This is a genomic window from Chromobacterium sp. IRSSSOUMB001, assembly GCF_023507765.1.
GTDB classification, from domain to species: domain Bacteria; phylum Pseudomonadota; class Gammaproteobacteria; order Burkholderiales; family Chromobacteriaceae; genus Chromobacterium; species Chromobacterium haemolyticum.
Map to the genome: position 1 here is coordinate 148135 of NZ_JALCYU010000003.1, position 24211 is coordinate 172345.

At 63.4% G+C, this 24211-nt stretch carries 29 protein-coding genes; 8 read left to right on the forward strand and 21 right to left on the reverse strand.

Annotated features, from left to right (window positions below; translation table 11 throughout):
* Nucleotides 1-37: 37 nt before the first annotated feature.
* From hemL to MOV80_RS04970, 7 genes are all read right to left on the reverse strand, one after another.
* Nucleotides 38-1315, reverse strand: coding sequence for a glutamate-1-semialdehyde 2,1-aminomutase (gene hemL, locus MOV80_RS04940; RefSeq protein WP_118268458.1), 1278 nt, complete (start codon nucleotides 1313-1315; stop codon nucleotides 38-40).
* A 157-nt stretch (nucleotides 1316-1472) separates the two neighbouring features.
* On the reverse strand, nucleotides 1473-1934 hold the full coding sequence (locus MOV80_RS04945) for a CYTH domain-containing protein (protein ID WP_019103557.1): 462 nt from the start codon (nucleotides 1932-1934) through the stop codon (nucleotides 1473-1475).
* Between the two features lie 68 nt (nucleotides 1935-2002).
* Nucleotides 2003-2473, reverse strand: a complete 471-nt coding sequence (locus MOV80_RS04950; protein WP_118268457.1) for a hypothetical protein — start codon at nucleotides 2471-2473, stop codon at nucleotides 2003-2005.
* 13 nt (nucleotides 2474-2486) lie between these two features.
* The gene (locus MOV80_RS04955; protein WP_118268456.1) at nucleotides 2487-2903 is read right to left on the reverse strand and encodes a CopD family protein; all 417 of its coding nucleotides are present in this window, start codon (nucleotides 2901-2903) and stop codon (nucleotides 2487-2489) included.
* 73 nt (nucleotides 2904-2976) lie between these two features.
* A complete protein-coding gene (locus tag MOV80_RS04960) occupies nucleotides 2977-3333 on the reverse strand; it encodes an MmcQ/YjbR family DNA-binding protein (RefSeq protein ID WP_118268455.1) in 357 nt (118 codons plus the stop codon).
* 2 nt (nucleotides 3334-3335) lie between these two features.
* The gene (locus MOV80_RS04965; RefSeq protein ID WP_118268454.1) at nucleotides 3336-4154 is read right to left on the reverse strand and encodes a M48 family metallopeptidase; all 819 of its coding nucleotides are present in this window, start codon (nucleotides 4152-4154) and stop codon (nucleotides 3336-3338) included.
* 88 nt (nucleotides 4155-4242) lie between these two features.
* Nucleotides 4243-4407, reverse strand: a complete 165-nt coding sequence (locus MOV80_RS04970; RefSeq protein ID WP_039756174.1) for a rubredoxin — start codon at nucleotides 4405-4407, stop codon at nucleotides 4243-4245.
* A gap of 108 nt (nucleotides 4408-4515) precedes the next feature.
* Here MOV80_RS04970 and thiD point away from each other — a divergent pair, with 108 nt between their 5' ends.
* Nucleotides 4516-5358, forward strand: a complete 843-nt coding sequence (gene thiD / locus MOV80_RS04975) for a bifunctional hydroxymethylpyrimidine kinase/phosphomethylpyrimidine kinase (protein WP_039756173.1) — start codon at nucleotides 4516-4518, stop codon at nucleotides 5356-5358.
* Nucleotides 5342-5968 (forward strand): thiamine phosphate synthase, encoded by a 627-nt coding sequence (gene thiE / locus MOV80_RS04980; protein WP_081575450.1) that lies wholly within the window; start codon nucleotides 5342-5344, stop codon nucleotides 5966-5968. Before thiD ends, thiE begins: the two co-directional genes overlap by 17 nt.
* A gap of 52 nt (nucleotides 5969-6020) precedes the next feature.
* Here the strand turns inward: thiE and MOV80_RS04985 are convergent, their stop codons facing one another.
* Nucleotides 6021-6305 carry a hypothetical protein gene (locus tag MOV80_RS04985; protein ID WP_141113209.1) on the reverse strand — a complete coding sequence of 95 codons (285 nt, stop codon included), beginning with the start codon at nucleotides 6303-6305 and terminating at the stop codon, nucleotides 6021-6023.
* Between the two features lie 384 nt (nucleotides 6306-6689).
* Complete coding sequence (locus MOV80_RS04990; RefSeq protein ID WP_043589389.1) at nucleotides 6690-7487, reverse strand: hypothetical protein; 798 nt, start codon at nucleotides 7485-7487, stop codon at nucleotides 6690-6692.
* A gap of 393 nt (nucleotides 7488-7880) precedes the next feature.
* Between MOV80_RS04990 and MOV80_RS04995 the strand changes: the two genes are divergently transcribed.
* Nucleotides 7881-8252, forward strand: coding sequence for a cupin domain-containing protein (locus tag MOV80_RS04995; RefSeq protein WP_019103088.1), 372 nt, complete (start codon nucleotides 7881-7883; stop codon nucleotides 8250-8252).
* On the opposite strand, the gene MOV80_RS05000 is transcribed toward MOV80_RS04995, so the two are convergent.
* The 11 genes from MOV80_RS05000 to MOV80_RS05050 all read right to left on the reverse strand — a co-directional run bounded on the left by MOV80_RS05000 (nucleotide 8206) and on the right by MOV80_RS05050 (nucleotide 19123).
* Entirely contained in the window at nucleotides 8206-9060 is an 855-nt protein-coding gene (locus MOV80_RS05000; RefSeq protein WP_118268453.1) for an amidohydrolase family protein, read from the reverse strand. The two genes, MOV80_RS04995 and MOV80_RS05000, sit on opposite strands and share 47 nt — an antisense overlap.
* An 11-nt stretch (nucleotides 9061-9071) precedes the next feature.
* Complete coding sequence (locus tag MOV80_RS05005) at nucleotides 9072-9335, reverse strand: hypothetical protein (protein ID WP_081575452.1); 264 nt, start codon at nucleotides 9333-9335, stop codon at nucleotides 9072-9074.
* Between the two features lie 39 nt (nucleotides 9336-9374).
* Nucleotides 9375-10643: an MFS transporter gene (locus MOV80_RS05010; RefSeq protein ID WP_081575453.1), complete on the reverse strand. Its 1269-nt coding sequence runs from the start codon at nucleotides 10641-10643 to the stop codon at nucleotides 9375-9377.
* 76 nt (nucleotides 10644-10719) lie between these two features.
* Nucleotides 10720-11454 (reverse strand): GntR family transcriptional regulator, encoded by a 735-nt coding sequence (locus tag MOV80_RS05015; RefSeq protein WP_198001616.1) that lies wholly within the window; start codon nucleotides 11452-11454, stop codon nucleotides 10720-10722.
* Between the two features lie 240 nt (nucleotides 11455-11694).
* The gene (locus MOV80_RS05020; protein WP_019100278.1) at nucleotides 11695-13716 is read right to left on the reverse strand and encodes an NADPH-dependent 2,4-dienoyl-CoA reductase; all 2022 of its coding nucleotides are present in this window, start codon (nucleotides 13714-13716) and stop codon (nucleotides 11695-11697) included.
* A gap of 236 nt (nucleotides 13717-13952) precedes the next feature.
* Nucleotides 13953-14705: an outer membrane protein OmpK gene (locus MOV80_RS05025; protein ID WP_081575455.1), complete on the reverse strand. Its 753-nt coding sequence runs from the start codon at nucleotides 14703-14705 to the stop codon at nucleotides 13953-13955.
* 193 nt (nucleotides 14706-14898) lie between these two features.
* Nucleotides 14899-15231: an MGMT family protein gene (locus MOV80_RS05030; RefSeq protein ID WP_019102778.1), complete on the reverse strand. Its 333-nt coding sequence runs from the start codon at nucleotides 15229-15231 to the stop codon at nucleotides 14899-14901.
* Between the two features lie 6 nt (nucleotides 15232-15237).
* A complete protein-coding gene (locus MOV80_RS05035; protein WP_118268451.1) occupies nucleotides 15238-15888 on the reverse strand; it encodes an MBL fold metallo-hydrolase in 651 nt (216 codons plus the stop codon).
* Nucleotides 15889-15984: 96 nt separating this feature from the next.
* A complete protein-coding gene (locus MOV80_RS05040) occupies nucleotides 15985-16464 on the reverse strand; it encodes an ester cyclase (protein ID WP_039755685.1) in 480 nt (159 codons plus the stop codon).
* A 150-nt stretch (nucleotides 16465-16614) separates the two neighbouring features.
* Nucleotides 16615-16992 (reverse strand): DoxX family protein, encoded by a 378-nt coding sequence (locus tag MOV80_RS05045; protein ID WP_019102775.1) that lies wholly within the window; start codon nucleotides 16990-16992, stop codon nucleotides 16615-16617.
* Nucleotides 16993-17140: 148 nt separating this feature from the next.
* Nucleotides 17141-19123, reverse strand: coding sequence for a methyl-accepting chemotaxis protein (locus MOV80_RS05050; RefSeq protein WP_019102774.1), 1983 nt, complete (start codon nucleotides 19121-19123; stop codon nucleotides 17141-17143).
* Nucleotides 19124-19339: 216 nt separating this feature from the next.
* On the opposite strand from MOV80_RS05050, the gene MOV80_RS05055 reads away from it, so the two are divergent.
* Nucleotides 19340-20143 carry a nucleotidyltransferase domain-containing protein gene (locus MOV80_RS05055; RefSeq protein ID WP_081950238.1) on the forward strand — a complete coding sequence of 268 codons (804 nt, stop codon included), beginning with the start codon at nucleotides 19340-19342 and terminating at the stop codon, nucleotides 20141-20143.
* Nucleotides 20144-20247: 104 nt separating this feature from the next.
* On the opposite strand, the gene MOV80_RS05060 is transcribed toward MOV80_RS05055, so the two are convergent.
* Nucleotides 20248-20697, reverse strand: coding sequence for a hypothetical protein (locus tag MOV80_RS05060; RefSeq protein ID WP_118268450.1), 450 nt, complete (start codon nucleotides 20695-20697; stop codon nucleotides 20248-20250).
* Between the two features lie 382 nt (nucleotides 20698-21079).
* Here MOV80_RS05060 and MOV80_RS05065 point away from each other — a divergent pair, with 382 nt between their 5' ends.
* From MOV80_RS05065 to MOV80_RS05080, 4 genes are read left to right on the forward strand one after another with little or no spacing between them, the layout of a single operon-like run.
* Complete coding sequence (locus MOV80_RS05065; RefSeq protein ID WP_043589406.1) at nucleotides 21080-21463, forward strand: GPW/gp25 family protein; 384 nt, start codon at nucleotides 21080-21082, stop codon at nucleotides 21461-21463.
* Nucleotides 21460-22173 (forward strand): phage tail protein I, encoded by a 714-nt coding sequence (locus MOV80_RS05070; protein WP_118268449.1) that lies wholly within the window; start codon nucleotides 21460-21462, stop codon nucleotides 22171-22173. Before MOV80_RS05065 ends, MOV80_RS05070 begins: the two co-directional genes overlap by 4 nt.
* 29 nt (nucleotides 22174-22202) lie before the next feature.
* Entirely contained in the window at nucleotides 22203-23624 is a 1422-nt protein-coding gene (locus MOV80_RS05075; RefSeq protein WP_052051865.1) for a phage tail protein, read from the forward strand.
* Nucleotides 23621-24193: a hypothetical protein gene (locus MOV80_RS05080; protein ID WP_249604876.1), complete on the forward strand. Its 573-nt coding sequence runs from the start codon at nucleotides 23621-23623 to the stop codon at nucleotides 24191-24193. Before MOV80_RS05075 ends, MOV80_RS05080 begins: the two co-directional genes overlap by 4 nt.
* Nucleotides 24194-24211: the final 18 nt, after the last annotated feature.

A 24211-nucleotide genomic window follows, 5' to 3' on the forward strand; every position in this document is an offset into this window, starting at 1 on the left:
GAAAGGCGCCGCCGCGCGAAGGCGGCGGCGTTCAGGCTTAGACGCGGCTCAGCGCGCGGCCGGCGGCGGCGATGGTCTGCTCGATGATCTCGTCGCTGTGGGCGCTGGAGACGAAGCCGGCCTCGTAGGCGGACGGCGCCAGGTAGACGCCCTCGTCCAGCATCGCGTGGAAGAAGCGCTTGAAGCGCTCGATGTCGCAACGGGTGGCTTCGGCGTAGGACTTGGGCGCTTGCTCGCTGAAGTAGAAGCCGAACATGCCGCCCACGCTGTCGCTGCTCATGGTCACGCCGGCCGCGCGCGCGGCGTCGGCCAGGCCCTGGGCAAGGCGCGCGGTGCGGCGGCCCAGCGTTTCATGGAAGCCGGGTTGTTGGATCAGCTTGAGGGTGGCCAGGCCGGCGGCCACCGACAGCGGGTTGCCGGACAGGGTGCCGGCCTGGTAGACGCTGCCCAGCGGCGCGATGCAGGCCATGATGTCGGCGCGGCCGCCAAAGGCCGCCAGCGGCATGCCGCCGCCCACCACCTTGCCCAGCGTGGTCAGGTCCGGCTTGACGCCGTGCAGGCCCTGAGCGCAGTTCAGCGCCACGCGGAAGCCGGTCATCACCTCGTCGTAGATCAGCACCGCGCCGTGCTGTTCGGTCAGGCTGCGCAGCGCCTGGACGAACTCGGCCGACGGCTGGATCAAATTCATATTGCCGGCGATGGGCTCCAGGATCACGCAGGCGATCTGGCCGCCGATTTCGCGGAAGGTCTTCTCCAGTTGTTCGACGTCGTTGTACTGCAGCACCAGGGTGTGCTTGGTGCAATCTGCCGGCACGCCGCCGGAGGACGGGTTGCCGAAGGTGAGCAGGCCGGAGCCGGCCTTGACCAGCAGGCTGTCGGAGTGGCCGTGGTAGCAGCCTTCGAACTTGACGATCAGATCGCGGCCGGTGAAGCCGCGCGCCAGGCGGATCGCCGACATGGTGGCTTCGGTGCCGGAGGAGACCAGTCGCACTTGCTCGATCGAGGGCAGCAGCTTGCGGATTTCCTCGGCGATCAGCACTTCGCCCTCGGTGGGCGCGCCGAAGGACAGGCCGCCGACGGCCGCTTGCTGCACCGCGCTCACCACCTCAGGGTGGGCGTGACCGACGATGGCCGGACCCCAGGAGCCGACGTAGTCCAGATACTGTTTGTCGTCGGCGTCCCAGAAATAGGCGCCTTCGGCACGCTTGACGAAGCGCGGCGTGCCGCCTACCTGGCCGAAGGCCCGCACCGGCGAGTTGACGCCGCCGGGGATGGATTTCTTGCCACGTTCAAACAGCTCCAGATTGCGGGACATGTGCGTTTCCTTGTGGGCGGCCGCGGCCGCGGATGTAGGTTCGGATTGGGACGGGCGCGGAGCCCGTGCTTAGCCGCCATTTTAACCGAGGCCGATGGCGGGAGGGTGTGGGTAAGTCAAACCTCGGCCTGAGTGCTGTGGATAAGCTTGGGGGAGGCTACCAGCGGCTATAGGGGGTCTTGGATAGATAGGCGTTGGTGTAGCGGCCGTCCTCGGTAACTTCCTCGCCTATCCAAGCGGGCTTGTCGAAGGGAGTGCTCTCATCCGGCAGCTCGATTTCCGCCAGCACCAGTCCGGCGTTGTCGCCGAAGAACTCGTCCACTTCCCAGATGAAGCCGCCGTGTTCGATGCGGTGGCGCAGCTTGTCCACCACCATCGGACACATCGCCCCCATGATGGTTTGCGCGTCGGCCAGCGGCACCGGGTATTCGAATTCGTGGCGGCTGACGTTGCTGATATTGCTTTTCAACGTCAGCCAGGCCTGATCGCCGACCACGCGCACGCGCACGGTGCGCTCCTTTTCCACCGACAGATAACCCTGGCGGTATTGCACGCCGGGGGCCAGGCCGCGCCAGTCGTCGCCGACGACGATGAAGCGGCGTTCGATTTCCACTGCCATTTTATGCGTACTCCTTAGGAGCCAGTTCAACGCCGCATCGCCGAAGCGCGGCAGACATTGAACCGGTTCTAATGGGCGATCTGTTCGCCTTTGGGTTTACCGCAGGCTTCCGCCCGAGGCGAGATCTGCAGATACAGCGACAAGCTGCTGCGCTGTTGTTCGACGCCGCTGGCTTGCCCGTAAGGCGAGCTGCGCTGTGGCCAGCTTCCCACCAATTCCGGCTGCGTCCCGATCAGGGTCTGGGCGCTGATCACGCGCTTGCCGTCCTGATCGCTCCAGCTGGCGCTGGCGTTCAGCAGCGGCTTGTGATGGGCGCGCACCGCGGCGACGGTGCCGCCTACGCTGAGCAGGGCGTCGCCCACCTCGCGCTGGCCGGAAAAAGCGCCCTTGGCGTCCACGCACATCGGCAGCCGCAGCAGTTCGGCGCCGTCGCGGCGCAGCGTGGCGACCACTTCCGGCGGCAGCGCCGGTTTGGGCGGGAGCGGGGTAGCGGCCCAGGCGGGCAGGCAGCCCAGCCACAATGCAATCCATTTGCGCATGCGATCCATCTCCTCAGAACGGTTTGACTACCACCAGGATCACCACCGCCAGCAATACCAGCACAGGCAGTTCGTTGAACACGCGGAACCAGGCATGGCTGCGGCGGTTGGTTTTGGCGGCGAAGTCGCGGTAGAGCTTGCCGCAACAGCCGTGGTAGCCAACCAAGAGCAGCACCAGCGTCAGCTTGGCGTGCAGCCAGCCGCCGCCGATGCCGAAGCCCAGCCACAGGCCAAGACCGGTGGCCAGCGCCAGCGCGGCCAGCGGGGTCATGAAGCGGTAGAGCTTGCGCGCCATCAGCAGCAGGCGCTGGTATTCGGCGTCCTGTTTCGCCAGCGCCAGATTGACATAGAGGCGCGGCAGGTAAAACAGCCCGGCGAACCAGGACACCACGAAGAAGATGTGGAAGGCTTTGAGGTAAAGGTAGCTCACGGTGTTCTTGTCGTTGAAGTGGGGGCTGCCGCGGACCGATGTGCGGCGCGGAGCCGGGCTTGGCCGGGCGCTTTCACGCCGAGGCCTCGTAGCGTTGTCTGACGGCCTTGGGCAGCTTGGCCAGCACTAGCCGGCGCGCGTCGGCGATGCCGGCGTGCAGTTGTTCCAGGCTCAAGGCTTCCAGCGACGCCACTTCTATCCAGCGCGCCCTCGCCAGATATGGCGCCGGCCGCACGCCGGGCAGGCCGCTGAGGACTAGAAAATCGTCGGCGGCCACCTTGTACATCACCGAGTCGTCGTGGAACAGAGCGAACATCTTGCGTTCCAGGCTGAGCACGCGCCGGGTTTCCCACTTGATGTCGAACTCGGCGCCCGGCAAGGCGCGGGCCTGGGCCAGCAGGGCGTCCACATCCTCTGTGCGCAAGGCCATGTTCAGGCTTTCTTAGCCGCCTGGTACAGCGGCATCACTTGCGGGATGCGCTGTTGCAGGTCGCGGATGCGGGTGGGGCCGGACGGGTGGGTGGACAGGAATTCGGCGCCGCCGCTACTGCCCGCCGCCATCATCTTGTTCCAGACATTCACCGCGGCGTTGGGGTCGTAGCCGGCGCGCGCCATCAATTCCAGGCCCATGATGTCAGCTTCGGACTCCATGGTGCGGCTGTTGGGTTTTGACAGCGCCACGTCGGCGGCCATCGCGGCCATGTCCATCTGGTTCTGCTTGAGCCCGGCCACCGCGCCCACCAGCGACAGGCCCACTTGCTGCGCATAGGCCTGGCTCATGCTCTCGCGCGAGTGCTCGCGCAGCGCGTGCGAGATTTCGTGGCCGATGACGGCGGCCAGTTCGGCGTCGCTCAGCTTGAGCTTGGTGATCAGACCGGAGTAGACCATGATCTTGCCGCCTGCCATCGCGTAGGCGTTGGGTTCGTCATTGCGCATCACATTGACTTCCCAGCGCCATTTGGCGGCGTCGGGGCGGAATACCGGCGCTTGGGCGATCAGGCGCTGGGAGATCTTGCGCACCCGCGCCGTCATCGCCGCGTCGGTGTTGAGCTGGCTGGCGGCGCGCGCCTTGCCCAACTGCTGGGCGTAGGACTTGGCCGACATCTGCTCCACTTCCTGGCTGGACAGCAGCATGGTCTGGCCGCGGCTGACGCCGACGGCGCCGCCCTGGGTGGTGTTGACCTGGGCACAGCCGGCGAGGGCGGCAGCGGCCAGCAGGCCGGCCAGGGTTTTACTCCAGAAACTTTTCATTGCGGTATGGCCTCTTGAGCGCCCGGCTCCATTTCACTGGCGAGCGGCGGCGCGGCGGGATATCGCGGCTGGCACGGGTTGAGCCGGCTCAGATTTCCACCATTTCGAAATCGTCCTTGCGCGCGTCGCAATCGGGGCAAGTCCAGTTGGGCGGAATGTCTTCCCACTTGGTGCCCGGCGGGATACCATCCTCCGGACGGCCGGCTTCCTCGTCGTAGATAAAGCCGCAGATCAGACACATCCAAGTACGCATCGCATCACCTTGTGATCGAGTAAAACAGTTATTCTAAGAGTGGTCCGCGAGACTGACAATGCGCCCGCCGGCCGCTCCGACCCTATACAGAACTAAGAGGTTTCAGTCTTGACCACTCAGCCCACTCCTCCCGTGGTCCTTACCCTGGCGGGCTCGGACCCTTCCGGCGGCGCCGGCATTCAGGCCGACATTCTGACGCTAGCCAGCCTGGGATGCCATCCTTTGTCGGTGATCACCGCGATTACGGTGCAGGATACCGTCGGCATCAATGACTTTATGGTGTTGGACGCGGACTGGGTCAATGACCAAGCGCGTTTTCTGATGGAAGACATCCCGGTCACCGCTTTCAAGATAGGCATGCTGGGCAGTGTGGAGAACGTGGCGGTAGTGGCGCAGCTGATTGCCGACTACCCTGACATCCCGGTGGTATTGGATCCGGTGCTGGCCAGCGGCGGCGGCCACGAGTTGGCCGACGAGGACTTGATCGCGGCGATGCGCGACATGTTGATTCCCCAGGTGTCCATCCTGACGCCCAACAGCATTGAAGCGCGGCGCATCGCCAGCAACGACGCCGACGAGGACGAGGACCTGACCTTGGAGCAGTGCGCGCAGCGCATCCTGGCGCTGGGTTGCCCGCATCTGCTGATCACCGGCACTCACGAAAACACTAAGGAAGTGGTCAACCAGCTTTACGGCCCCGGCGGCCTAGTGCGTTCCGATACCTGGGAGCGCTTGCCGGGCAGTTACCATGGCTCCGGCTGCACGCTGGCCTCGGCCATCGCCGGCATGCTGGCCACCGGTTTGTTGCTGCCGGAAGCGGTGAGGGAAGCGCAGGAGTACACCTATCAAGCCTTGCTGAACGGCTTCCGGCCCGGCATGGGGCAGTTCTTGCCGGACCGCATGTTCTGGGCGCGCGGCGATGACGAGGATGACGATGCCGGCCAGGCTTAAGGGACTGTACGCGATCACGCCGGACACCGAGGACAGCGCGCGGCTGTTGAGCCTGGCGCAGGCGGCTGCGCCGCACATCGATATTCTGCAATACCGCAACAAGAGTCCTAACGCGGCTTTGCGTCTGGAGCAGGCGCGGGCGCTGGCCGAGCTGTGTCGGCGCTACGGCGTGGTTTTCATCGTCAACGACGATGTGGAGCTGGCGGCGAGCGTTGGCGCGGATGGTGTGCATTTGGGGCGAGACGACGGCGCATTAAGCGCGGCGCGGCGGCGGTTGGGCGCAGGCGCGTTGATAGGCGCGTCTTGCTACGACAGTCTGGAGAGGGCGCGGCGGGCGGTGGCGGCCGGCGCCAGTTACGTCGCCTTCGGCGCGGTGTTTCCGTCCGGCACCAAGCCGGATGCGGCGCGCGCGGAGTTGAGCCTGTTCGCCGCCGCGCGGATTTTGGGCGCGCCCTTGGTGGCGATAGGCGGCATTGACGCCGGCAACGCCGGACAGACGCTGGCGGCCGGCGCGGACGCGATCGCGGTGATAGGGGGTGTGTTCGGCGCGGCGGATCCGGCCGCAGCGGCCCAGGAGCTAGCGGAAATCTGCCGCCGGAACGGGCGCTGAACGCAAAACCGCCGCGCATGGCGCGGCGGGTGGGCGATGCTCTGACTCGGGCTTAGATTTGGGTGGGCCGCGAACTGCCGTCGATCAAGGCCTTGCTGACCTCGCCGGGCTTGATGATGCCGTGCTCCACGCTGTAAGCCAACAGCTCAAGCAAGTAGTCGTGGCGGAAAATCAAGGACCCTTCCCATTCGCTGCCTTGTTCGCCTTGGATTGCGGGCAGGGTGATGATCACGCGTTCGCCTTCTATCGTGTCCAGCGCGAAGGCTTCCACATTTCTGGCGATTCCCGATAACGATCTTGCAGAATGCTTGTCATAATTCAAGGCGCGTATGCTCATTGCTGACTCCTGTCGCATCATGGTTTCTCTTTGGCCCGCGTTGATCTTGAAATGGCCGCCGCGCCGTTTCCCTGGCGTCGCCTTGCCGGCGCCGGCCGCCTTGGGCGGCGCGCATGGCGGAAAGCGCGGTTTGTGTTGCGCAGGGGGGCCTGGCGGCGTTTCAAGTATTTTTTTGTCGAGCGGTCGGCATCTTGATATAGCGCCGCGCTTGAGGGCGCGAGCCGGCGAGATGCGTCAGCCGCTCAGGTGTGCCGCGTGATTGGAGCGGCGATGCCGGCATTGGGATGGCAGTCCGGTCGCGCGGTTTACCGCTCCAGGCTCAGAGCATAGCGTTTTTATGCCTATGGGGTAACTCCAGAAAAATGGAGAATGCCCAGTCGGATATCACAATTGTTTGGAACCGATCAGCCTGCTGAAAAGCGATGTCGGCATCTTTCGGTGCATGCCGGCGGCAATCAGCGCATCGCATAATTCAGCGCGCCGCTGAGTGGGCAAGCCCAGTTTTTCGCAAATATAGTTCTTGCTCTTGATAATAGAATCCGCCACACGGGTTTTAGGCTTGGGGCGATATTTGTTCATGAAGTCGGCTATTTGCTTGAAGTCCCAGTTCAGCAACATCAGGAAGCAGACTTCCTGTTCGTACTCCGTTAATTCCACATCAAGCAGTTTCAATTCGCCTTGCACTTGCTCTATGCTGCAGCCGGCGCCGAACTCCAAAATGTAATTGGGCATCAGGTTGATGAAGTTGGCGATTTCAATTTCATGGGCGTAGTAAATGGTGCCCAGGATGGAGCGCGTCGCTTCGTGTTTGAGCAAGTGTTTGGAGAATACCCGCGCCTTGAGGCCGTCTCCGTATTCATGCACGTTGAGAATGGAGACTTTGCGTGTCGGGTCGCAGGTCCTCATCAGCGCCAAATCTTCCTGCACATAGCAATCGGCGAACTGGGCAGTGCCTTCGCAGGGCATTTCCTTATCCAGACGGTCCACCACATCGTCTCCACGTTTGAGCGCAACGATCCTGGCGTAGGCGTCGCTGGATGCCAGATGACGGGAATTGGCGTCTTTAGCGCCGACGATCATATCGGTTTGGCTGGAGAGCTGGGAAACGGATTGGCGGAACTGAGCCACGAATTCGCTTTGTTCTTCGGAGAAGCGTTCAGGGGATACTAGCTGATAGTCCATAGTGTGCGCCTGGTGCGGAGGTTGGTCATGTCGGGGTGCGCTGTCTTGGCCTCGCTGTCGCGTCGGCCGCTGTCCAATGTTTGCTGCGCGCTGGCGAGATGCTTGGAATGGCGTTGAAGCCGGTTTTGCAACGCGGCGCGTTGTATGCAAACGTGCGTTTCCATGCCGCAACGCTTTGTCTCGCTCTTGTTCTCTAAACGTTGAACAGCTTCTTAAGTTGGGCACTTATAGATTTTTTGTTTCGATAGTGTCAATGCGAATGGCTGTTTGGACTTGATTAACTGTACTAAAGGATTAAAGTTCACCGAGATCGAGAGAAAGGCAGGCAGGTTTGAAATAATTGATCGCGGGTAATGATTATTTTGTCTGAATTTACTGTTTATTAGGAATATCATGAAGGTGATTGATTGGAAGTTGGAGCTTGAAAATGGCGTTTACGATAAGAGCGTGGGCATCAAGATCTTGAAATTGGCCGGCGATGCCGGCTTCAGCACTTATTTAACCGAAGTCGCCCCTGGGGTGGCGATCAACGGACATTATCATCGCCATGGGGACGAGCATTACCATATCGTCAGCGGTCGCGGCGAGATGAGGCTGGTGGATGTGGCTACCGGAGCGGCGAGGACTCACGCTGTGGCGGAGCAGAGTTCCTTCGTGGTGCCGGCCAATACCCAGCATCAACTCAGCAATACCGGCGCCGCGCCGCTGGTGTTGATGTTCAGCTGTCCGGCCAGCCACCTAGCGGACGACCGCCATTTTCTGTAGTGGTCTGTGTATCAAAGCGGAACAGCTCGGCGGGGGTGTCGTGGGTGATGCGCCGGCGGCGCTCCATGTCGGGAAGCCATTGTTCCAGTAGTTCCAATGTACGGGCGTAGCGGATGGAGCCGAACTGGGTATGAGGCCAATCGCTGCCCCACAGCAAGCGCCCCGGTCCCAGCGCGCTGTCCAGCAGCGGCAGCGCGGCGCGTGCGATGTCCTCGCCGCGTCCGGCCAGGCCGTTGCGATAGGCCGCGGAGATTTTGACCCAGATGCGGCCGCTGGCCGCGCCGGCGTCCAGCATGCGCCGGAAGCCGGGGTCGTCCACGCCCAGCACCGGGTGCGGGCGGCCGAAGTGATCGATGACCACCTTGACCCCGGCGGCCAGCAATGGCGGCAGCAAGGTAGGCCAATCCTGCGCCGCGCGATGCACCTCCACTTGCCAGTTCAGGCTGGCGGCATGAGCCAGACAGCGGCGCCACGTCGGTGAATACAGGTCCGGCAGCGGGCGGCCGATCAGGTTCAGCCGCAGCCCGACGACGCCGGCGTCGTCCATGGCGCGCATGACCGGTAGCGGGCAGTCCGGCGCTATCACCGCGATGCCGCGAAGCCGGCCCTCGCTCTCGCGGAGTCCCTGCAACAGATAACGGTTGTCATTGCCCAGAAAACTAGGTTGCACCAGCACGCCGCCGGCTATGCCGAACTGGTCCAGCTGAGCCAGATAGGCCTGCAAGGGCGCGTCCCGGTACGGCTTGTAGCGCAGCGGGGCGGCGCCGATTTGCCGGCGCAGGAAGATATGGGCGTGCCCGTCTATCATCGGCGCCGGGTTCAGCCGCAGGCCTGACAGGCAGCGTTGCGCGCCGCGCCCAGGTCTAGCGCCGCGTCGATGTCGGCGGCGTTCAGTACTTTGTGCCGAATGCTGTGGGACAAGAGGGCGAGCAGGTAATCGCGGCGGAAAATCGGCGAACCCTCCCATTCGCTGCCGGCTGTGCCCAGGATGATGGGCGAGGTGATGATGACTCGCTCCCCCTGGATGGTGTCCAGGGCGAACTCGTCATCGGTGATCTGGTTGGCGATTTCGTCTAATGCCATGGTGACCTCACAATTTCGATGAAATGGCGCGTTTGCCGTTCAGGCCGAAGCGCGGGCGTTGCGGGGTTCCGGTCCGCGCGGGTCCGGCTGCGCGTCGTTCAGCGGCTTGCCCTTGGTTTCCGGCAGGCAGAACACGGCCAGCGCAACGATGGAATAGGCTATCGCGGCGCTGACGCCGATGGAGGCGCCCAAGGTCCAGCCATCGCTCAGGTAACCGACCAGCAAGGGAAAACCGGCGGACAGGATGCGGCCGAAGTTGTAGCAGAAGCCCACGCCGGCGCCACGCATGCCGGTGGGGTATATTTCGTTGAATAGCGCGCCCAGGCTGGAGGGAATGCCGGCGGCGAAGAAACCCAGCGGGAAGCCCAGAAACAGCATCAGCGGATTGCTCAGCGACGCGAACACGTAGATCAGCACCGTGGCCACGCAGCAGACTGAGAACAGCAACAGGTTGAGGCGGCGGCCGATGCGGTCCAGCAGGTAGGCGCTGGCCATGCAGCCGCACCAGAAGGCGACGATGATTACCGCCAGATAGCCGCTGGTGCCGAGAACGGACAAGTGGCGCTCGGTCTTGAGGAACATCGGCAACCAGGTCATCAGCGCGGCGTAACCGCCGTGCGCGCCGACGCCGATCAAGGCTCCAATCAGAGTCATGCGCAGCACGCCTGGCTTGAAAATATCCAGCAGGGGCACCGTGGGCGCGGCCTTGCGTTCGCTGCGCGGCGGCTCCGGGATATGGCGGCGGATATAGATGATGAAGAAGGCAGGCAGGATGCCGATGCCGAACATCACGCGCCAGGCGATCTCCGCCGGGAACAGCAGGAAGATCGTCGAGTACAGTAGCACCGAAGCGCCCCAGCCCACCGCCCAGGCGCTTTGCACCGAGGCCATCGCCTTGCCGCGATGTTCCGGCCGGATGATCTCCGCCATCAAGACCGCGCCGGCGGCCCACTCGCCGCCGAAGCCGAAGCCCTGCAGCGCTTTGAACACCAGCAACTGTTCGTAGCTTTGAGCGAAGCCGGACAGCAGGGTAAACAGCGAGAACCAGATAATGGTGATTTGCAGCGCCAACACTCTGCCGATGCGGTCCGACACCGCGCCCATGATCCAGCCGCCCAGCGCCGACGCCACCAGAGTCACGCTGCCTATCATCCCGGCTTCAGCTTTGCTCAGGCTGAAGGCGGCGATCAGCGCCGGAATGGCCAGGCTGAACATTTGCACGTCCAGCGCATCCAGCGCCCAGCCTCCGAAACAACCCCAGAAGGTTTTGCGTTCGCCCGGCGAGACCTGCTTATACCAATGCAACATGATGCTGCCCTTTATGGTTCTTGCTTATTGTCGATGCGCCGCCTCGCGCCGCTGCTATGGCGCGGGCGGCGCGGAATCAGCGGATGTCCGCCTGGTAGCGGAATTTGTCGGCGCGGCCGCGTACGCTGCGCCATTCCAGCGGGCTGCCGTCGTAAGCCTTGGCCAGCCGCTCCAGCACGATGGCCGGAGTGCCGGGCGCGAGTTGTAGCAGTTCGGCATGCGGCGAGGCGATGGCTTCCGCGGTCAGAGTTTCCCGCGCTGAGGCCACCACCTGGTGACAGCAATCCTCATACAGCGGATACAGCAGGTCGCCGAAGCTGGGCAAAGGAATCGCCAGCAGAGCCTGGAATCGCGTCGCCGGCAGCCAGATCGATTCGGCCAGCAGCGGCTCGCGGTCCAGGTAGCGCAAGCGGGTCAAGTGGATGGCCTGCCCGCCAGGCGAAAGTTGCAGGCTGTCGGCGATGGCCGGCGGCGGCGTCAGTTGCTCGCGGTGCAGGATCTTCGCTTCAGGGATGCGGTACTTGCCCGCGGCGTCGTGAAAGCGGAAAAAGCGCAGCAGCGAGGATTGGAAGTTGGCCGGTTTGATGAAGGTGCCTTTGCCCTGGCGGCGTTCCACCATCTCGTCGGCCACCAATTGATCCACTGCTTTGCGGATGGTGCCGATGGACGTGTGGAAGCGTCCCACCAGCTCCGCTTCGGTGGGGATGGCTTCGCCGGGCTTCCACACTCGGTTGGCGATGTCGCGCGCCAAAGCGTCGCGCACTTGCTGGTACAGGGGCAGGCGAAGGTCCGCCTGACGCATGTCGGTCATATGGTCATATATATGAATTAATTTGATGGCCGCAACGATGACAAATTAATGAGCGTTGAACAAGAGCTAAAACGTTTTATCAGGGTAAATCTGTACTAAAGGACGGTGTTTCTGCTTGGAGATGAGGAGGGGGAGCGGGGAAACAGCGAACAGGCCCGGTGATGCCGGGTCCGAGAAGAAAACCGCGCGCCGGCGGCCATGCCTTTATGGCATGGCTGGGCCGGGCGAGGGAGGGCGGAGTCAGATGCTGGCGGCGAGGCGAGAGCCTTGATCGATGGCCCGTTTGGCGTCCAGTTCTGCAGCCACGTCGGCGCCGCCTATCAGATGCACGCTCTTGCCGGCGGCCTGCAACGGCGCCTGCAGTTCACGCAGCGGGTCCTGGCCGGCGCAGATGATGACATTGTCCACCGGCAGCAGTTGGGCTTCGCCTTTGACCGTGATGTGCAGCCCGGCGTCGTCTATTTTGTCGTAGCTAACGCCGGACAGCATGCGTACCCGCTTCATCTGCAGGCTGGCGCGGTGAATCCAGCCGGTGGTCTTGCCCAGGCCTTCGCCCACCTTGCTGGTTTTGCGCTGCAACAGGTACACCTCGCGCGGGCTAGGGTGCGGCTGCGGTCCTTGAGGGCTGAGGCCGCCCGGATGCTCCACCGTCATGTCCACGCCCCATTCGCGCATGAAGGCGGCGGTGTCCAGCGAGCTGGACTTGCCCTCGTGGGTCAGGAATTCCGCGGTGTCGAAGCCAATGCCGCCGGCGCCGATGATGGCGACGCGCTTGCCCACCGGTTTGCCGTGCTTGAGCACGTCTAGGTAGTTGAGCACTTTGGGGTGGTCCACGCCGGGAATCTCCGGCGTGCGCGGGGCGATGCCGGTGGCCAGCACCACCTCGTCGAAACCCGCGAGATCCGCGGCCGCCACGCGTGTGTTCAGCCGCTGTTCCACTCCGGTCTGCTCCAACTTGCGCTTGAAGTAACGCAGGGTTTCGTAGAACTCCTCCTTGCCGGGGATGCGCTTGGCCACATTGAACTGGCCGCCGATCTCCGCCGCGGCGTCAAACAGCGTCACCTGATGGCCGCGTTCCGCCGCCACTGTGGCGAAGGCCAGGCCGGCCGGTCCGGCGCCGACGACCGCCAGCTTTTTGGCCTGAGCGGTTTTCTCGTAGTTCAGCTCGGTTTCGCGGCAGGCGCGCGGATTGACCAGGCAGCTGGTCAACTTACCCTGGAAGATGTGGTCCAGACAGGCCTGGTTACAACCGATACAGGTGTTGATTTCATCGCCGCGGCCGGCTGCGGCCTTGTTGACGAAGTCCGGGTCCGCCAGGAAGGGCCGCGCCATCGACACCATGTCGGCGCAGCCGTCGGCCAGGATCTCTTCGGCCACTTCCGGCGTGTTGATGCGGTTGGTGGTGATCAGCGGAATCTTCACCTTGCCCATCAACTTCTTGGTGACCCAGGCGAAGCCGCCGCGTGGCACCATAGTGGCGATGGTGGGCACCCGCGCCTCGTGCCAGCCGATGCCGGTGTTGATCAGCGTGGCGCCGGCCTCTTCGATCTCGCCGGCCAACTGCGCCACCTCGTCCCAGGAGCTGCCGTCTTGCACCAGATCCAGCATGGACAGCCGGTAGATGATGATGAAGTCGCTGCCCACCGCGGCGCGTACCGCTTTGACGGTTTCGATGGCGAAACGGATGCGGTTTTCAAAGCTGCCGCCCCAATCGTCGTCGCGCTTATTGGTGGCGCGGGCGATGAACTGGTTGATCAGATAGCCTTCCGAGCCCATCACTTCCACGCCGTCGTAGCCGGCCTGTTGCGCCAGCCGCGCGCAACGGGCGAAGTCGGCGATGGTTTGCCAGATGTCGGTGTCGGACAACTCGCGCGGTTTGTAGAAGTTGATCGGCGCGATCAGCGGGGAGGCGGATACGCACTTTTCCTGGAAGCTGTAGCGGCCGGAGTGCAAGATCTGCAGCGCGATCTTGCCGCCGGCGGCGTGCACCGCGTCGGTAACCAGCTTGTGGTGCGGCACTTCGGCCTCGTCGGCCAGCATCGAGGCGCCCTCGGCGACACAGCCTTCAGGGTTCGGACCGACACCGCCGGTAACGATCAGCCCCACGCCGCCGCGGGCGCGCTCCGCGTAAAAGGCCGCCATCTTCTCAAAACCTTGCGGGGCTTCTTCCAGGCCGGTGTGCATCGAGCCCATCAGCACGCGGTTTTTCAGCGTGGTGAAGCCCAGGTCCAGCGGAGCCAGCAGGTGCGGGTATGCCGTCATGTTTTCGTCCTCGTGTGGATTTCTCGCGCAGATCATTGTGGCCGCGGCCGCCGTCCGGCGCCAGCGCGGCGGGCAAGTGTTTGATTGCTTGGACTTGCCAGTGTTGGCGTTGAAGATACTTACTAGTAAGTAAGGTGTCAATCGACTCGATGGCCAGTTGAGGACTACATTGGAAGCGCAAAACAAAAACGCCGCCTGGATGACCGGACGGCGTTGCTTGCAAGTAGCGGTAACGCTTACTTGAAGTTGTACTTGATCGAGTAGATCACCGCGTTCTGGTAAGCCTTGGAACCCAGTTTCTGATCGGCGTAACGGTATTGGATGCCGGTGGTGATCGCTTTGACCGGGGTCCACCACAACGCCAGCGCGCCGTTCTGACCGGTTTTACGGATGTACGGATTGGTGAACTTGTCCTGACGATTCAACTCGGTCTCATGCCATTGAGTAATCATCAAGTCCTGACCGAAGGCTTGGAACGGATACATCATGACGTAGCCGGCCATGTAACCGTTGTAACCGGAACCGATGCCGAAGGAGTCCAGCTCGTTGTGCACGCCGATGAACGGCTTGATGGTCAGGTTACCGAAGCTCAGGCTGGTGCCCAAGCCCAGGACGCGGTTTTGGGTGAAGAACTCGTTGCCGCGGGTGTCGTAAACATGGCCGTACAGTTGAACCGGAACATTGCCGATCTGGGTCATGTTGTAGCGGGCAACCACCTTGGTGGTGTAGCGACGGTCCTTGGTGCCGGTGCCGTTGTTGCCTTTGCCCGGGTTTTCCAGGTCGAAGAAGCCGTACAGTTCGCCCCAGTTGCCACCCATGCCGCCTTCGGCTTCGAGGTAGCCGAAATCACGCTTGCCCGATTGCTCGGTGGTGCGGTTAGACCAGTCCAGCCAGTTTGCGCTGACATTGCCGAAGGAGTAATCACCGGCTTGCGCCAGGGTACAGCCGCCCACCAGAGCCAGGGCCAGCAGCAGATTGCGAGTTTTCATTGTTTCACCAGAATATTTTGTGCGTGTAGCGTGTAGTGCGCGCGGACAGACCTGTCGGCGCGGGCGCAGACTAGCTCAGAAATATTCGTTTGCAAAGTATTTACAATGTGCTTGTCGCATTTTTGTCATTTTATGTAAATGCGATGTACTTTGAGTCGTAGATATTATGCTTGAAACATTAAATGTTGCGGAACTACAACTTTTTGCTACAAAAATGCGCGTCCGGCCAGCCGTAACGCCGCAAGTCCACCTTGCCGGCCGCGCTCAATTCCACGCCGTCCTCTTCCAGCAGCAAACGCTGCCAGTCGGCTTGCTCGCTGCCTGGACGCGAGATGCGGCCGCCGGCGCCCAGCACTCGGAACCAGGGCACGCTGACGCCGTCCGGCAGGTGGCTGAGCAAGCGGCCGACATGACGCGAATGGCGCGGGTATCCGGCCTGCTCCGCCAACGCGCCGTAGGTGGTGACCCGCCCCGGCGGCAGCGCTAGTAATAGCGCGATCACCTTGCGGTCAAAATCAGGCGGCATCTCGGCTCAGCGGTAGCGCGGGTTGGCGACGTAGGGGTTGCTGCGCTTTTCCTCGCCTATGGTGGTCAAGGGACCGTGGCCAGGCACCACCGTGGTGTCGTCCGGCAACAGGAACAGCTTTTGCTGGATGGCGTCGATCAACTGCTGGTGATTGCCCATTGGAAAGTCGGTGCGGCCGATCGACCCCTGGAACAGCACGTCGCCGGCGATCAGCAGCCGCGCGGCCGGGCTGTGAAACACCACGTGGCCCGGCGTGTGGCCGGGGCAGTGGATCACGTTCAGCGTTTCCTCGCCCACGCTGACGGTGTCGCCTTCCTCCAGCCAGCGGTCAGGCGTCAGCGCCTCGCTGCGCGGAAAGCCGAACATATGGCCTTGCTGCGGCAGCTGGTCCAGCCAGAAGCTTTCCGCGCGCTGCGGGCCTTCGATCTTGACGCCCAGCTGTTCCGCCAGCCGCGCGGCGCCGCCGGCGTGGTCGATGTGGCCGTGGGTCAGCAGCAGCTTTTCCACGGTCAGGTTCTGGCGGGCGGTCCAATCGGCGATGCGCTCGATGTCGCCGCCGGCGTCCACCACCGCGGCGCGGCCGCTGGCGTCGCACCACAGGATGGAACAGTTCTGGGCAAACGGCGTGACCGGAATCACATGGAAATGCAGGGACATGGCGCGCTCGATTCAATGGGGATGCCGGGATTGTGGCATGAGTCGGCGCGGATGAGGAGAGGCCCGGCCATGACGGCGCGGGCCTCCGGGCGGGTGTCAGAACATGCGGTTGCCGCTGGCGCTTGCGTCCGGCACCGGTTGGATCACGTCCCAGTGCTCGACAATCTTGTTGTTCTCCACGCGGAAGATGTCGACCAACGCTCGGCCACGGTCTTTGGCATCGCTGGTGCTATGCACATGCAAGACCACCAGGTCGTCTTCGGCAACGGCGCGGATAATGGTGTTGCGGCGCTCGGGGGCTTGTTTGAAGCGCTCGGTGAAAGCCTCGACAAAGGCCTGCTTTCCGTCCTTGACGCTGGGGTTGTGTTGAATATAGCGGTCGCCGATATAACGGTCCGCCGCGCTCAAGTCGTGCTGGTTGAAAAACTGGTTGTAGAAATCGACCACCAGTTGCTTATTGCTGCTTGCCCGCTGCATTGCGACGGCGGGGGCGACGAGCGGCGTGGAATAACTCAACGCGGCGCTTAGGCTGAAGCTCAGAGCGGCGAGGCCGCTTATCATCCAGTGCGGTTTCATCGAGATGGATTTCCCTTGGGCGAAGGTGGAGATCGGCGTGGATTACATGGAATGGCCGTCCGGACGGTTTGGAATGCGGCGACGCAGAGGGTAAACTGCATCGCTTCGTTATGATGACCGGCGGCTTTGCCGTCAGGCAAGCCAGCGTGGTTAGCCTTTGCGGCCGTCCCAGGACAGTGTGCCCGCGCCGTGGGCGAACACCATCAGCAAGCCGCCGGCCATGGCCAGGTTCTTGGTCAGCTGGATCATTTGCTGGCTATTGCCCGGCTCCCAGTGGAAGAGCAGCGCCGAGGCGACGGAGAAACCAGCCAGCAGCAGCGCTACCCAGCGCGCTTTCACGCCTAGCGCCAAGGCCAAGCCGCCGCCTATTTCCAAAGCGATCACCAGCGGCAGCAAAAAGCCAGGCACGCCCATCGCGGCCATATAACCCTGAGTGGCGGCGTAGCCGGCGCCTAGTTTGCCGATGCCGGCCAGAAAGAAAACCTGCGCCAGCAGCACGCGGGCAAGCAATGTGATCCATTTATCCATCTTGCGTTCTCCTGCCGGCGCGCCGGCTTTGGTTGATGACGCCGGCCGCGGAGGGCGGCCGGCCATGAACGGACTATACGGATAGGCTCGGCGCGAAAAAAGCGCAAAAAACCGCAAGAGTCGATCAAAAAATCCGACCAAGCCGCGTCTATAGCTTGAATTTTCCGATCAGCGAATCCAGCTCCTCGCCCAAGCGCGCGAGCAAGGTGGTGGCCTGCTGCGCCTGACTGATGGATTCGTCGGTTTGCAGCAACATGCCGTGAATGTTTTCGATGTGGCGGGCGATTTCCTGGCTGGCGCTGGATTGTTCGGAGGTGGAGGCGGCGATGTCGCCCACGGATTCCACCACTTGTTGGGCGTGGCCGCTGATCTGCTGGATCGACTGCGCCGACTCCTCGGCCAGTTTTACCCCCTGGTCCACTTGGCGCAGCGCGCCGTCCATGCTGTCGGAGGCCTTGGCGGTGTCCTGCTGCATGGTCTGGATCACGCCGGAGATTTCCAGCGTGGCCTGGGAGGTGCGTTCGGCCAGCTTGCGCACTTCATCGGCCACCACGGCGAAGCCACGGCCCATCTCGCCGGCGCGCGCGGCCTCAATCGCCGCGTTCAAGGCCAAGAGATTGGTTTGGTCGGCGATGTCGCGGATCACCGACACGATGCCGCTGATCTGGTCCGAGCGTTGCTGCATGCCGCCCAGCACCTCGGCCAGTTCGCGAACCGTCTGCGAAATGCGGCCGATCTCGCGCACCGTGGCGTCGACATTGGCCGAAGCCTCGCTGGAAAGCGTGTCCGCCTCGCGCGCGCGCTGTTCCGCCACGCGAGCCGATTCCGCGATGTGGCTAACGCTGACCGACAACTGCTCCACGCTGGCGGCGGTGGCGTTGGCCGCCTCGGACTGTCGCGCGGAGCTGCCGCGAATCTGATCCACATCGCCGGACAGCTGACGCACCGAACCCAACACATCGCCGGCGTGGCGGCGCACGTCCAGCATCATCGCGCGCAGCGAGCCGGTGAAGGTATTGAAGGCCCCGGCGGCCAGGCCGATCTCGTCGCGGCTGGCGATGGGCAGCGCGCGGGTCAGGTCGCCGCTGCCGGAGGCCAGCTCGCTCATCGCCGACTGCAGCCGGCCCAGCGGGCGCAGCAACTGATTGAGCGTGGCGCCCAACAGCAGCAGGATCAGCGCCAGAATGCCCAGGCTGATCAAGGCCGACTGCCAGCTGGCGGCGCGTACTGGGGCGAACGCTTCGCTCAGCGGAATGGAAATGCGCACCGCCCACGGCATGCCGGCCTCGCCCACGGTAATGGGCATGATGAAGTGGCGGAAGCCGTCGTCGCTGTCGTACTCCGCCGGCTGACCGCTTTTGATCGCCGTCTTGGCCGTGGCCGGCAGGCCGGCGTCCGCCTTGCCGTTCAACGCCGGATCGCGGCCGGCCAGTTGAACGCCGCTGTTGGAATACAAGCTCATAAAACCGCTCTGGTAAGGCTTGACCTTGGCGGCCAGCTCCTGCAAATGGCCAAGCGCGATATCGCAACCGGCCACGCCCAGCACCTTGCCGTTGACCAGAAGGGGAAAGGAAATGGTGCCCATCAGGATCTTGATGTCGGGGTCCACGTAAGGCTCGGTCAACATCGGCTTGCCGGTCTTGCGCGGCTCGGTGTAGTAGGCGCTGTCGTCCACGCCCTCGCCGCCCCACACCACGTCGATCTTGCCGCTCTTGCGATACCAGTACACGCCGCTGCGGCCGGTCTTGTCGTTGTGCTCCTTGCCGGCCAGCTCCGCGTCGCGGCCGTCCAGCGCGTTGGGCTCCCAGATCGCCCAATAGCCGACCGCGTCCGGATTATTGGGCAACTGGCCTTTGACGATGTCGGATAGTAGCTGGCGGGCGTTGGGCGGCAGATTGTGCTTGACCGCCACCGCGGACTCGGCCACTACCTGGGCCGAATCGTAAGTCTTGCCCAGCAAGCGCTGCACCTGGCCGGCCTCGCTTTCGGCCAGCAGCTTGGCGTTGTCCAGCACCGCCTTCTCCGCGCTCTGATAACTGGCGTAGATATTGACGCCGGCCAGCACGCAAAAACCGATCAGGATCAGCAGGCCGGAACTGGCCAGAATCTTGCCCTTGATGGTGGTGATCATGGTTGTCCCCATCGCTTCATAATGTGTTCTCCCCCAAAAGCCGTTGCGAGCGGACGCCGGTTCCCGGCCCGGTTATTATGGTGTGGGCCTGCCGGCGACGTCGGTTTCCAACGGCATGCCGCCTTTGTATTAAATAGCTTAAACGGGGTAAAGGGAAATTTTGCAATCGGCGGGCCGTATCCGGGCGCGCCGCGACGATACAGGGGGAGTTGAAGAGTGTCGACGGAAGCACACGCCCGCGCGGAGCGACCGGCGGAGGCAGCGAGGCGGCTAGCGCTGGCGCGGCTGGAACAAGTGGAGGCGCAGCACGGCGTGCGCATCCTTTACGCGGCCGAAGGCGGCAGCCGCTGCTGGGGCTACGCCGCGCCGGACAGCGATTACGATGTGCGCTTCGTCTACCTGCAAGCGGCGGAGTGGTACGAGGCCGGCGGCCAGCGCGATGTGATCGAACTGCCGCTGGCCGACGGTTTGGACATCAGCGGCTGGGAGCTGCGCAAGGCGTTGCGGTTGACTCTGGGCGGCAACGCCGCGCTGCTGGAGTGGCTGGCCTCGCCGCAGGTTTACCGCCAGCATCCGGCGGCTTGCCGGCTGTTGCGAAACCTAGGTCAGGAGCACTTCGCCGGCGATGCCGCCTACTGGCATTATCTGTCGGCGGCGCGCAAGAACTACCGCGGCCGCAAGCGCGAACAGCAACTACGGCTGAAAAAATACTTGTATGTGCTGCGGCCCTTGCTGGCGGCGCAATGGCTGCTGCGCCGGCGCAGCATGCCGCCGCTGCTGTTGGGAGAACTGGCCGACCAGACTTTAGACGATATCCGGCTGCGTGACGAATTGGCCGGCCTGTTGGCCTTGAAGTCCGCCGGCGGCGCGCCCGAATACGGCCCGGCCACGCCGGGTCTGCACGATTATATTGAACGGGAAATGAGGGCTTACGAAGCCGCGGCGCGGCCGAACCGCCACAGCGACTGGGCGCTGGCGGATGCTGTGCTGGAGCAAGTGCGTCTGGCTTGCGGCGCTTGAATGGGCGGAGGCCTGGGTTTCAATGCCTCGTGGCTGGCGACGCCACCCGCCCGACAAACCGTAGGTGTTGGGCGGGTGGAGCATAGCGATATCCCCAGCCGAGGTCAGCGATTGCGCAGGCGGATGCGGCGGAAGCGCGCTTCCAGCTTGAGCCGTTGTCCCAGCGCCAGATAGAGCTGATGTTGGCTATCCACATGGCGATAGACCCGGACCCGATCCGCGCCCAGCAGCATCATGATTTCCAGATAGTTGAAAAAGCCCATCCACTGACCGCGACCATCGCGATCGTCAAAGTCGATGTCGCGCGCCACGCGGCTGAGCAGGCCCTTGCCGACATATTCCCGATTGTCCTTCATCCATTGCAGCAGGTGGGCCGCGCATTCGCGGCCATACGCGCTGTCGGCGGGGTAATCCTTACGGGGCGCGGGCATTTGCCAGTAATGCCGATAGGTGCGGCCGGGGCACAAACGAACAAAGGGGAGCAAGGCTTCCTGCTGCTCCAGCGAGTGCAGTTTGTAGCGGCGACGACGGGGGAATTTGTGAGAATGTTGCATGGTGTTTCTCCTGTAATGACACAAGATGAAGCACCTGATCCCAAATATAGAGGGAACAGGATTGGCGTCTAAATAAATCAAATCGTTGATAGTGCAGGCTTAATAACCCACCATGCGCCGGCCAAATGGCGCGGCCATGGTAAAGCAGCCCGCGCGGCATGCCGCGCAAGCAGAATTGGTAAGTAGATAACGGGACGCCAATCCCGTGTGCCGCATGTGGGCGGCAACGGGGGGATTGTTGCCGACCGGGTGCGGAGGGTCAAGGCATGGTGGCAAGGCTTGCGCCGCATGCGGCGTTGTACGCGAAATTCTCCTTGTAATTCAACTGTTTCCCTAACCGGCTTTAAAAGCCCCGCGGCGGGCCTTGCGGCATCATAGGCCCATGACCCGCATATCCGACATCTCCTCCTTGCACTGGCAGCCGGCCTTGCAGGCCCGCGATCAGGCATCCCCCGCTGACATCGTCGAGAACCTCGACGACATCCATCAGGCCTTGCGCATCATCCTGGGTACGCCCAAGGGCAGCGATCCGCTGCGGCCGGAGTTTGGCAGCGATTTGTTCCGTTATCTGGACTACCCGGTGGACCGAGCCCGGCCGCATGTGGTGCGCGAGGCGGTGGAGGCGATTAGCCACCCCTTGTACGGCGAGCCGCGCGTCGCCGTGGCGCGGGTGCTCTACAGCGTAGGCGGCAACGGCGACGCGCGGCTCACCGTGCAGTGGCGGCTGGCCGACGGCGTGATCCGTGAAACGGAGCTGCGGCTATGAGCGGGGCGGCGCCCAATATCCTGGCCAACGACGAGCGTTTCGGCCACCTGGCACAGCTCACCACCCGTTTGGGCGACGCCGATCTGAGCTCCCTGCTGGTCTATCTGGTGGACCAGGTGGACGCCGGCTGGCTGCCGGCGCTGGCCGAGCAGTTCCACGTGGCCGGCGACGAGGGCTGGCGGCTGAGCCAGGGCGAACGCCAGCAGCGCGAGCTGATCAAGCAGTCCATCCATCTGCACCGCAGCAAGGGCACGCGCTGGTCTTTGCAGCAGGTGCTGGCCACGCTGGCGCTGTCCGGTCAGATCAGCGAATGGTTCGAATACGCCGGAAAACCTTATCACTTCAAGATCCGGATCGATCTGGCCGCGCGCGGCATCGACGCCGCCACGCTGACGGCGCTGGAGGCGATGATCAACGAATACAAGAACGCCCGCTCGGTGCTGGAACGGCTGGCACTGGTGCTGAGCAACCGCAGCGCTGTGCCAATGTTGGCGCTGGCCACTCAAGTGGGCGAGCTGGCCACGGTCTACCCGTTCCAGCCCGAATCACTGCAACAGCGCGCCAGTTTGAACGCGGCATGGGCGCTCGACTGTGTGGAAACCGCCACCGTCTACCCATTTCAGACCGTAGCGCTGCGGCAGCAGGCACCGCTAACACTGGGCCTGGCGCACGCCAGCGTCGAGACGGTCACGCTTTATCCCGCAGCATAAAACCCTTGAACTCTTCCCAGGAGCAATCGATGGCCAATGAGTTTTTCACGCTTCTCACCGCCAGCGGCAAGGCCAAGCTGGCGGCGGCGCAAGCAAACGGCGCGCCGCTGCAGATCAGCCAGATGGCGGTGGGCGACGGCGACAACGGCGGCTACTACACGCCCAGCGAGAGCCAGACCGCGCTCAAGCACGAAACCTGGCGCGGCGCGCTCAACCACTTGGCGGTGGACCCGAACAATCCCAACTGGGTGGTGGCGGAAGCGGTGCTGCCGGATACCGTGGGCGGCTTTTACATCCGCGAGGTGGGTTTGTTCGATAGCCGCGGCGATCTGATCGCCATCGGCAAATTCCCGGAGAGCTACAAGCCGCTGTTGGCGGCTGGCTCCAACAAGCAGCTTTATGTGCGGATGATTCTGGAAGTGTCCAACACTGCGGCGGTGACGCTGCTGGTGGACCCCAGCGTGGTATTGGCCACGCGCTCTGCGGTGGATCAGCGCATCGCAGAGGAACTGGCGAAGCGGGATTTGCCCCTGGTCGCTTTGCCGCTGCCCTGCGTGGCGACGGCGGACAACAGGATGGCGGTGACCGCGGCCGCGGTGGCGGGCCAGGGCGGCACGGTGTCGGTGCCGGCCGGGGTCGCCGTCAGCCTGGGACAGGAAACCCAGGCCGGCAGCGGCAAGGCGGGGACCTTTGTCAGCAGCGCCTGGACCAGCCCGGTATTGGCGCCCGGCAGCGAATATTTTCTGCGTGCTCAGTTGGTGTCAGGTGTCTTGACTTGTTATGTGCAGAAGGGGGCGTTGACGGATGTGACGCCGGCGTCTTTGAAGGGCGTGGCCAATGGGACGGTTGGCGGTGGTTTTTTCTCCACGGCCTTGGATGTCTGCTTGGCCAGGGTGATCACTGGCGCGGCCGGCAGCGTCCCGGTGGTGCAGAAAGTGATCAATCGCGGCGCAAGCAGTTGGTCCGCGACGATGAATGGTTCCGGCACCGTCTATCTGCCGTTCGATCCCTTCATCAAGACCGGGCGGATCACCGCCTCGACGATTACGCCGCATCCTACGCAGATTTCGCAAGTCAGCCACGGCAGCGGAGGCTGGACGGGCGCGGCCTATTGGTTGGGTTATCCCAGCGGAACCGGGGGCGCTACGGCGAACACGTCCAGTTACTTGAACTGGACGGGGCCCGCAGCCGTGCTCATCACTTCCAATAACGTGGTGGGCGACGCGGTGGTGTCCACCTGTACCGGCATGTTCGAGCACATCGCCGGCAAGTCGATGTGGCAGGTTTTGCAGATGGAGCATCAGATCGGCGACGCCACCGGCGCGAATGGCGATGAGCATTTGATGGGAGAGGGCACCAAGAATCTGTTGCCCGCCGATTACGACAACGGCTTGGCCATCAGTTACAGCAACTGTGTCAATGCCTTGCTGACCTGGGAGGTGGTGCGATGAGGATTGTGGAAAATCTGTTGTCTTACGATGGCGAACTGCGTCCGGCGCAGCCTTCCGCCGATCATGCGTGGACTGGTGCGGAGTGGCGGTTTGACGCGGCCCTGCAAGCCGAGCGGCTGGAGCAACACAAACTGGCGCAGTGCGCGCGCTTGGACGCCGAGGCGGACGTGATCGCCAACTGGCATGCGATTTCCCCGCCGCGGCTGGTTGAATACCAGCGCGCCGCCGCTGAGGCACAGGGGTTCAAGGACGCCGGCTACAAGGGCGAGGCGCCGCCGGCGGTGCGTTCCTGGGCCGAGGCCAAGGGCTGGGACGGCCAGCAGGCGGCGGACAGCATCCTGGCCAAGGCGGCGGCCTGCGAACAGGCGCTGTACGCAATCCGCGACGCTCGGCTGAAGGGCAAGGAAGCGGTGCGTCAGGCCTCGGACGAGACGGCGGCGCGCACGGCGGCCGACGAGGCGGTGTCCCAACTGCGGCAACTGGCTGCGGGAGACTTCGCCGCCGCTGCGCCGGAGGCCGAAGCCGGCCGCGCCGGCGGTCTGTTCAAGTTCTTTTCCAAACGGCTTTAAAAGCCGCCGGCGGCATGA

Excerpts from the sequence above, each read along its gene's own strand:
- hemL (WP_118268458.1), bottom strand. The coding sequence starts at position 1,315 with ATGTCCCGCAATCTGGAGCTGTTTGAACGTGGCAAGAAATCCATCCCC.
- MOV80_RS04945 (WP_019103557.1), bottom strand. The coding sequence starts at position 1,934 with ATGGCAGTGGAAATCGAACGCCGCTTCATCGTCGTCGGCGACGACTGG.
- MOV80_RS04950 (WP_118268457.1), bottom strand. The coding sequence starts at position 2,473 with ATGCGCAAATGGATTGCATTGTGGCTGGGCTGCCTGCCCGCCTGGGCC.
- MOV80_RS04960 (WP_118268455.1), bottom strand. The coding sequence starts at position 3,333 with ATGGCCTTGCGCACAGAGGATGTGGACGCCCTGCTGGCCCAGGCCCGC.
- MOV80_RS04965 (WP_118268454.1), bottom strand. The coding sequence starts at position 4,154 with ATGAAAAGTTTCTGGAGTAAAACCCTGGCCGGCCTGCTGGCCGCTGCC.
- MOV80_RS04970 (WP_039756174.1), bottom strand. The coding sequence starts at position 4,407 with ATGCGTACTTGGATGTGTCTGATCTGCGGCTTTATCTACGACGAGGAA.
- thiE (WP_081575450.1), top strand. The coding sequence starts at position 5,342 with ATGCCGGCCAGGCTTAAGGGACTGTACGCGATCACGCCGGACACCGAG.
- MOV80_RS04985 (WP_141113209.1), bottom strand. The coding sequence starts at position 6,305 with ATGAGCATACGCGCCTTGAATTATGACAAGCATTCTGCAAGATCGTTA.
- MOV80_RS04990 (WP_043589389.1), bottom strand. The coding sequence starts at position 7,487 with ATGGACTATCAGCTAGTATCCCCTGAACGCTTCTCCGAAGAACAAAGC.
- MOV80_RS04995 (WP_019103088.1), top strand. The coding sequence starts at position 7,881 with ATGAAGGTGATTGATTGGAAGTTGGAGCTTGAAAATGGCGTTTACGAT.
- MOV80_RS05000 (WP_118268453.1), bottom strand. The coding sequence starts at position 9,060 with ATGATAGACGGGCACGCCCATATCTTCCTGCGCCGGCAAATCGGCGCC.
- MOV80_RS05005 (WP_081575452.1), bottom strand. The coding sequence starts at position 9,335 with ATGGCATTAGACGAAATCGCCAACCAGATCACCGATGACGAGTTCGCC.
- MOV80_RS05010 (WP_081575453.1), bottom strand. The coding sequence starts at position 10,643 with ATGTTGCATTGGTATAAGCAGGTCTCGCCGGGCGAACGCAAAACCTTC.
- MOV80_RS05015 (WP_198001616.1), bottom strand. The coding sequence starts at position 11,454 with ATGACCGACATGCGTCAGGCGGACCTTCGCCTGCCCCTGTACCAGCAA.
- MOV80_RS05020 (WP_019100278.1), bottom strand. The coding sequence starts at position 13,716 with ATGACGGCATACCCGCACCTGCTGGCTCCGCTGGACCTGGGCTTCACC.
- MOV80_RS05025 (WP_081575455.1), bottom strand. The coding sequence starts at position 14,705 with ATGAAAACTCGCAATCTGCTGCTGGCCCTGGCTCTGGTGGGCGGCTGT.
- MOV80_RS05030 (WP_019102778.1), bottom strand. The coding sequence starts at position 15,231 with ATGCCGCCTGATTTTGACCGCAAGGTGATCGCGCTATTACTAGCGCTG.
- MOV80_RS05035 (WP_118268451.1), bottom strand. The coding sequence starts at position 15,888 with ATGTCCCTGCATTTCCATGTGATTCCGGTCACGCCGTTTGCCCAGAAC.
- MOV80_RS05040 (WP_039755685.1), bottom strand. The coding sequence starts at position 16,464 with ATGAAACCGCACTGGATGATAAGCGGCCTCGCCGCTCTGAGCTTCAGC.
- MOV80_RS05045 (WP_019102775.1), bottom strand. The coding sequence starts at position 16,992 with ATGGATAAATGGATCACATTGCTTGCCCGCGTGCTGCTGGCGCAGGTT.
- MOV80_RS05050 (WP_019102774.1), bottom strand. The coding sequence starts at position 19,123 with ATGATCACCACCATCAAGGGCAAGATTCTGGCCAGTTCCGGCCTGCTG.
- MOV80_RS05060 (WP_118268450.1), bottom strand. The coding sequence starts at position 20,697 with ATGCAACATTCTCACAAATTCCCCCGTCGTCGCCGCTACAAACTGCAC.
- MOV80_RS05065 (WP_043589406.1), top strand. The coding sequence starts at position 21,080 with ATGACCCGCATATCCGACATCTCCTCCTTGCACTGGCAGCCGGCCTTG.
- MOV80_RS05070 (WP_118268449.1), top strand. The coding sequence starts at position 21,460 with ATGAGCGGGGCGGCGCCCAATATCCTGGCCAACGACGAGCGTTTCGGC.
- MOV80_RS05075 (WP_052051865.1), top strand. The coding sequence starts at position 22,203 with ATGGCCAATGAGTTTTTCACGCTTCTCACCGCCAGCGGCAAGGCCAAG.
- MOV80_RS05080 (WP_249604876.1), top strand. The coding sequence starts at position 23,621 with ATGAGGATTGTGGAAAATCTGTTGTCTTACGATGGCGAACTGCGTCCG.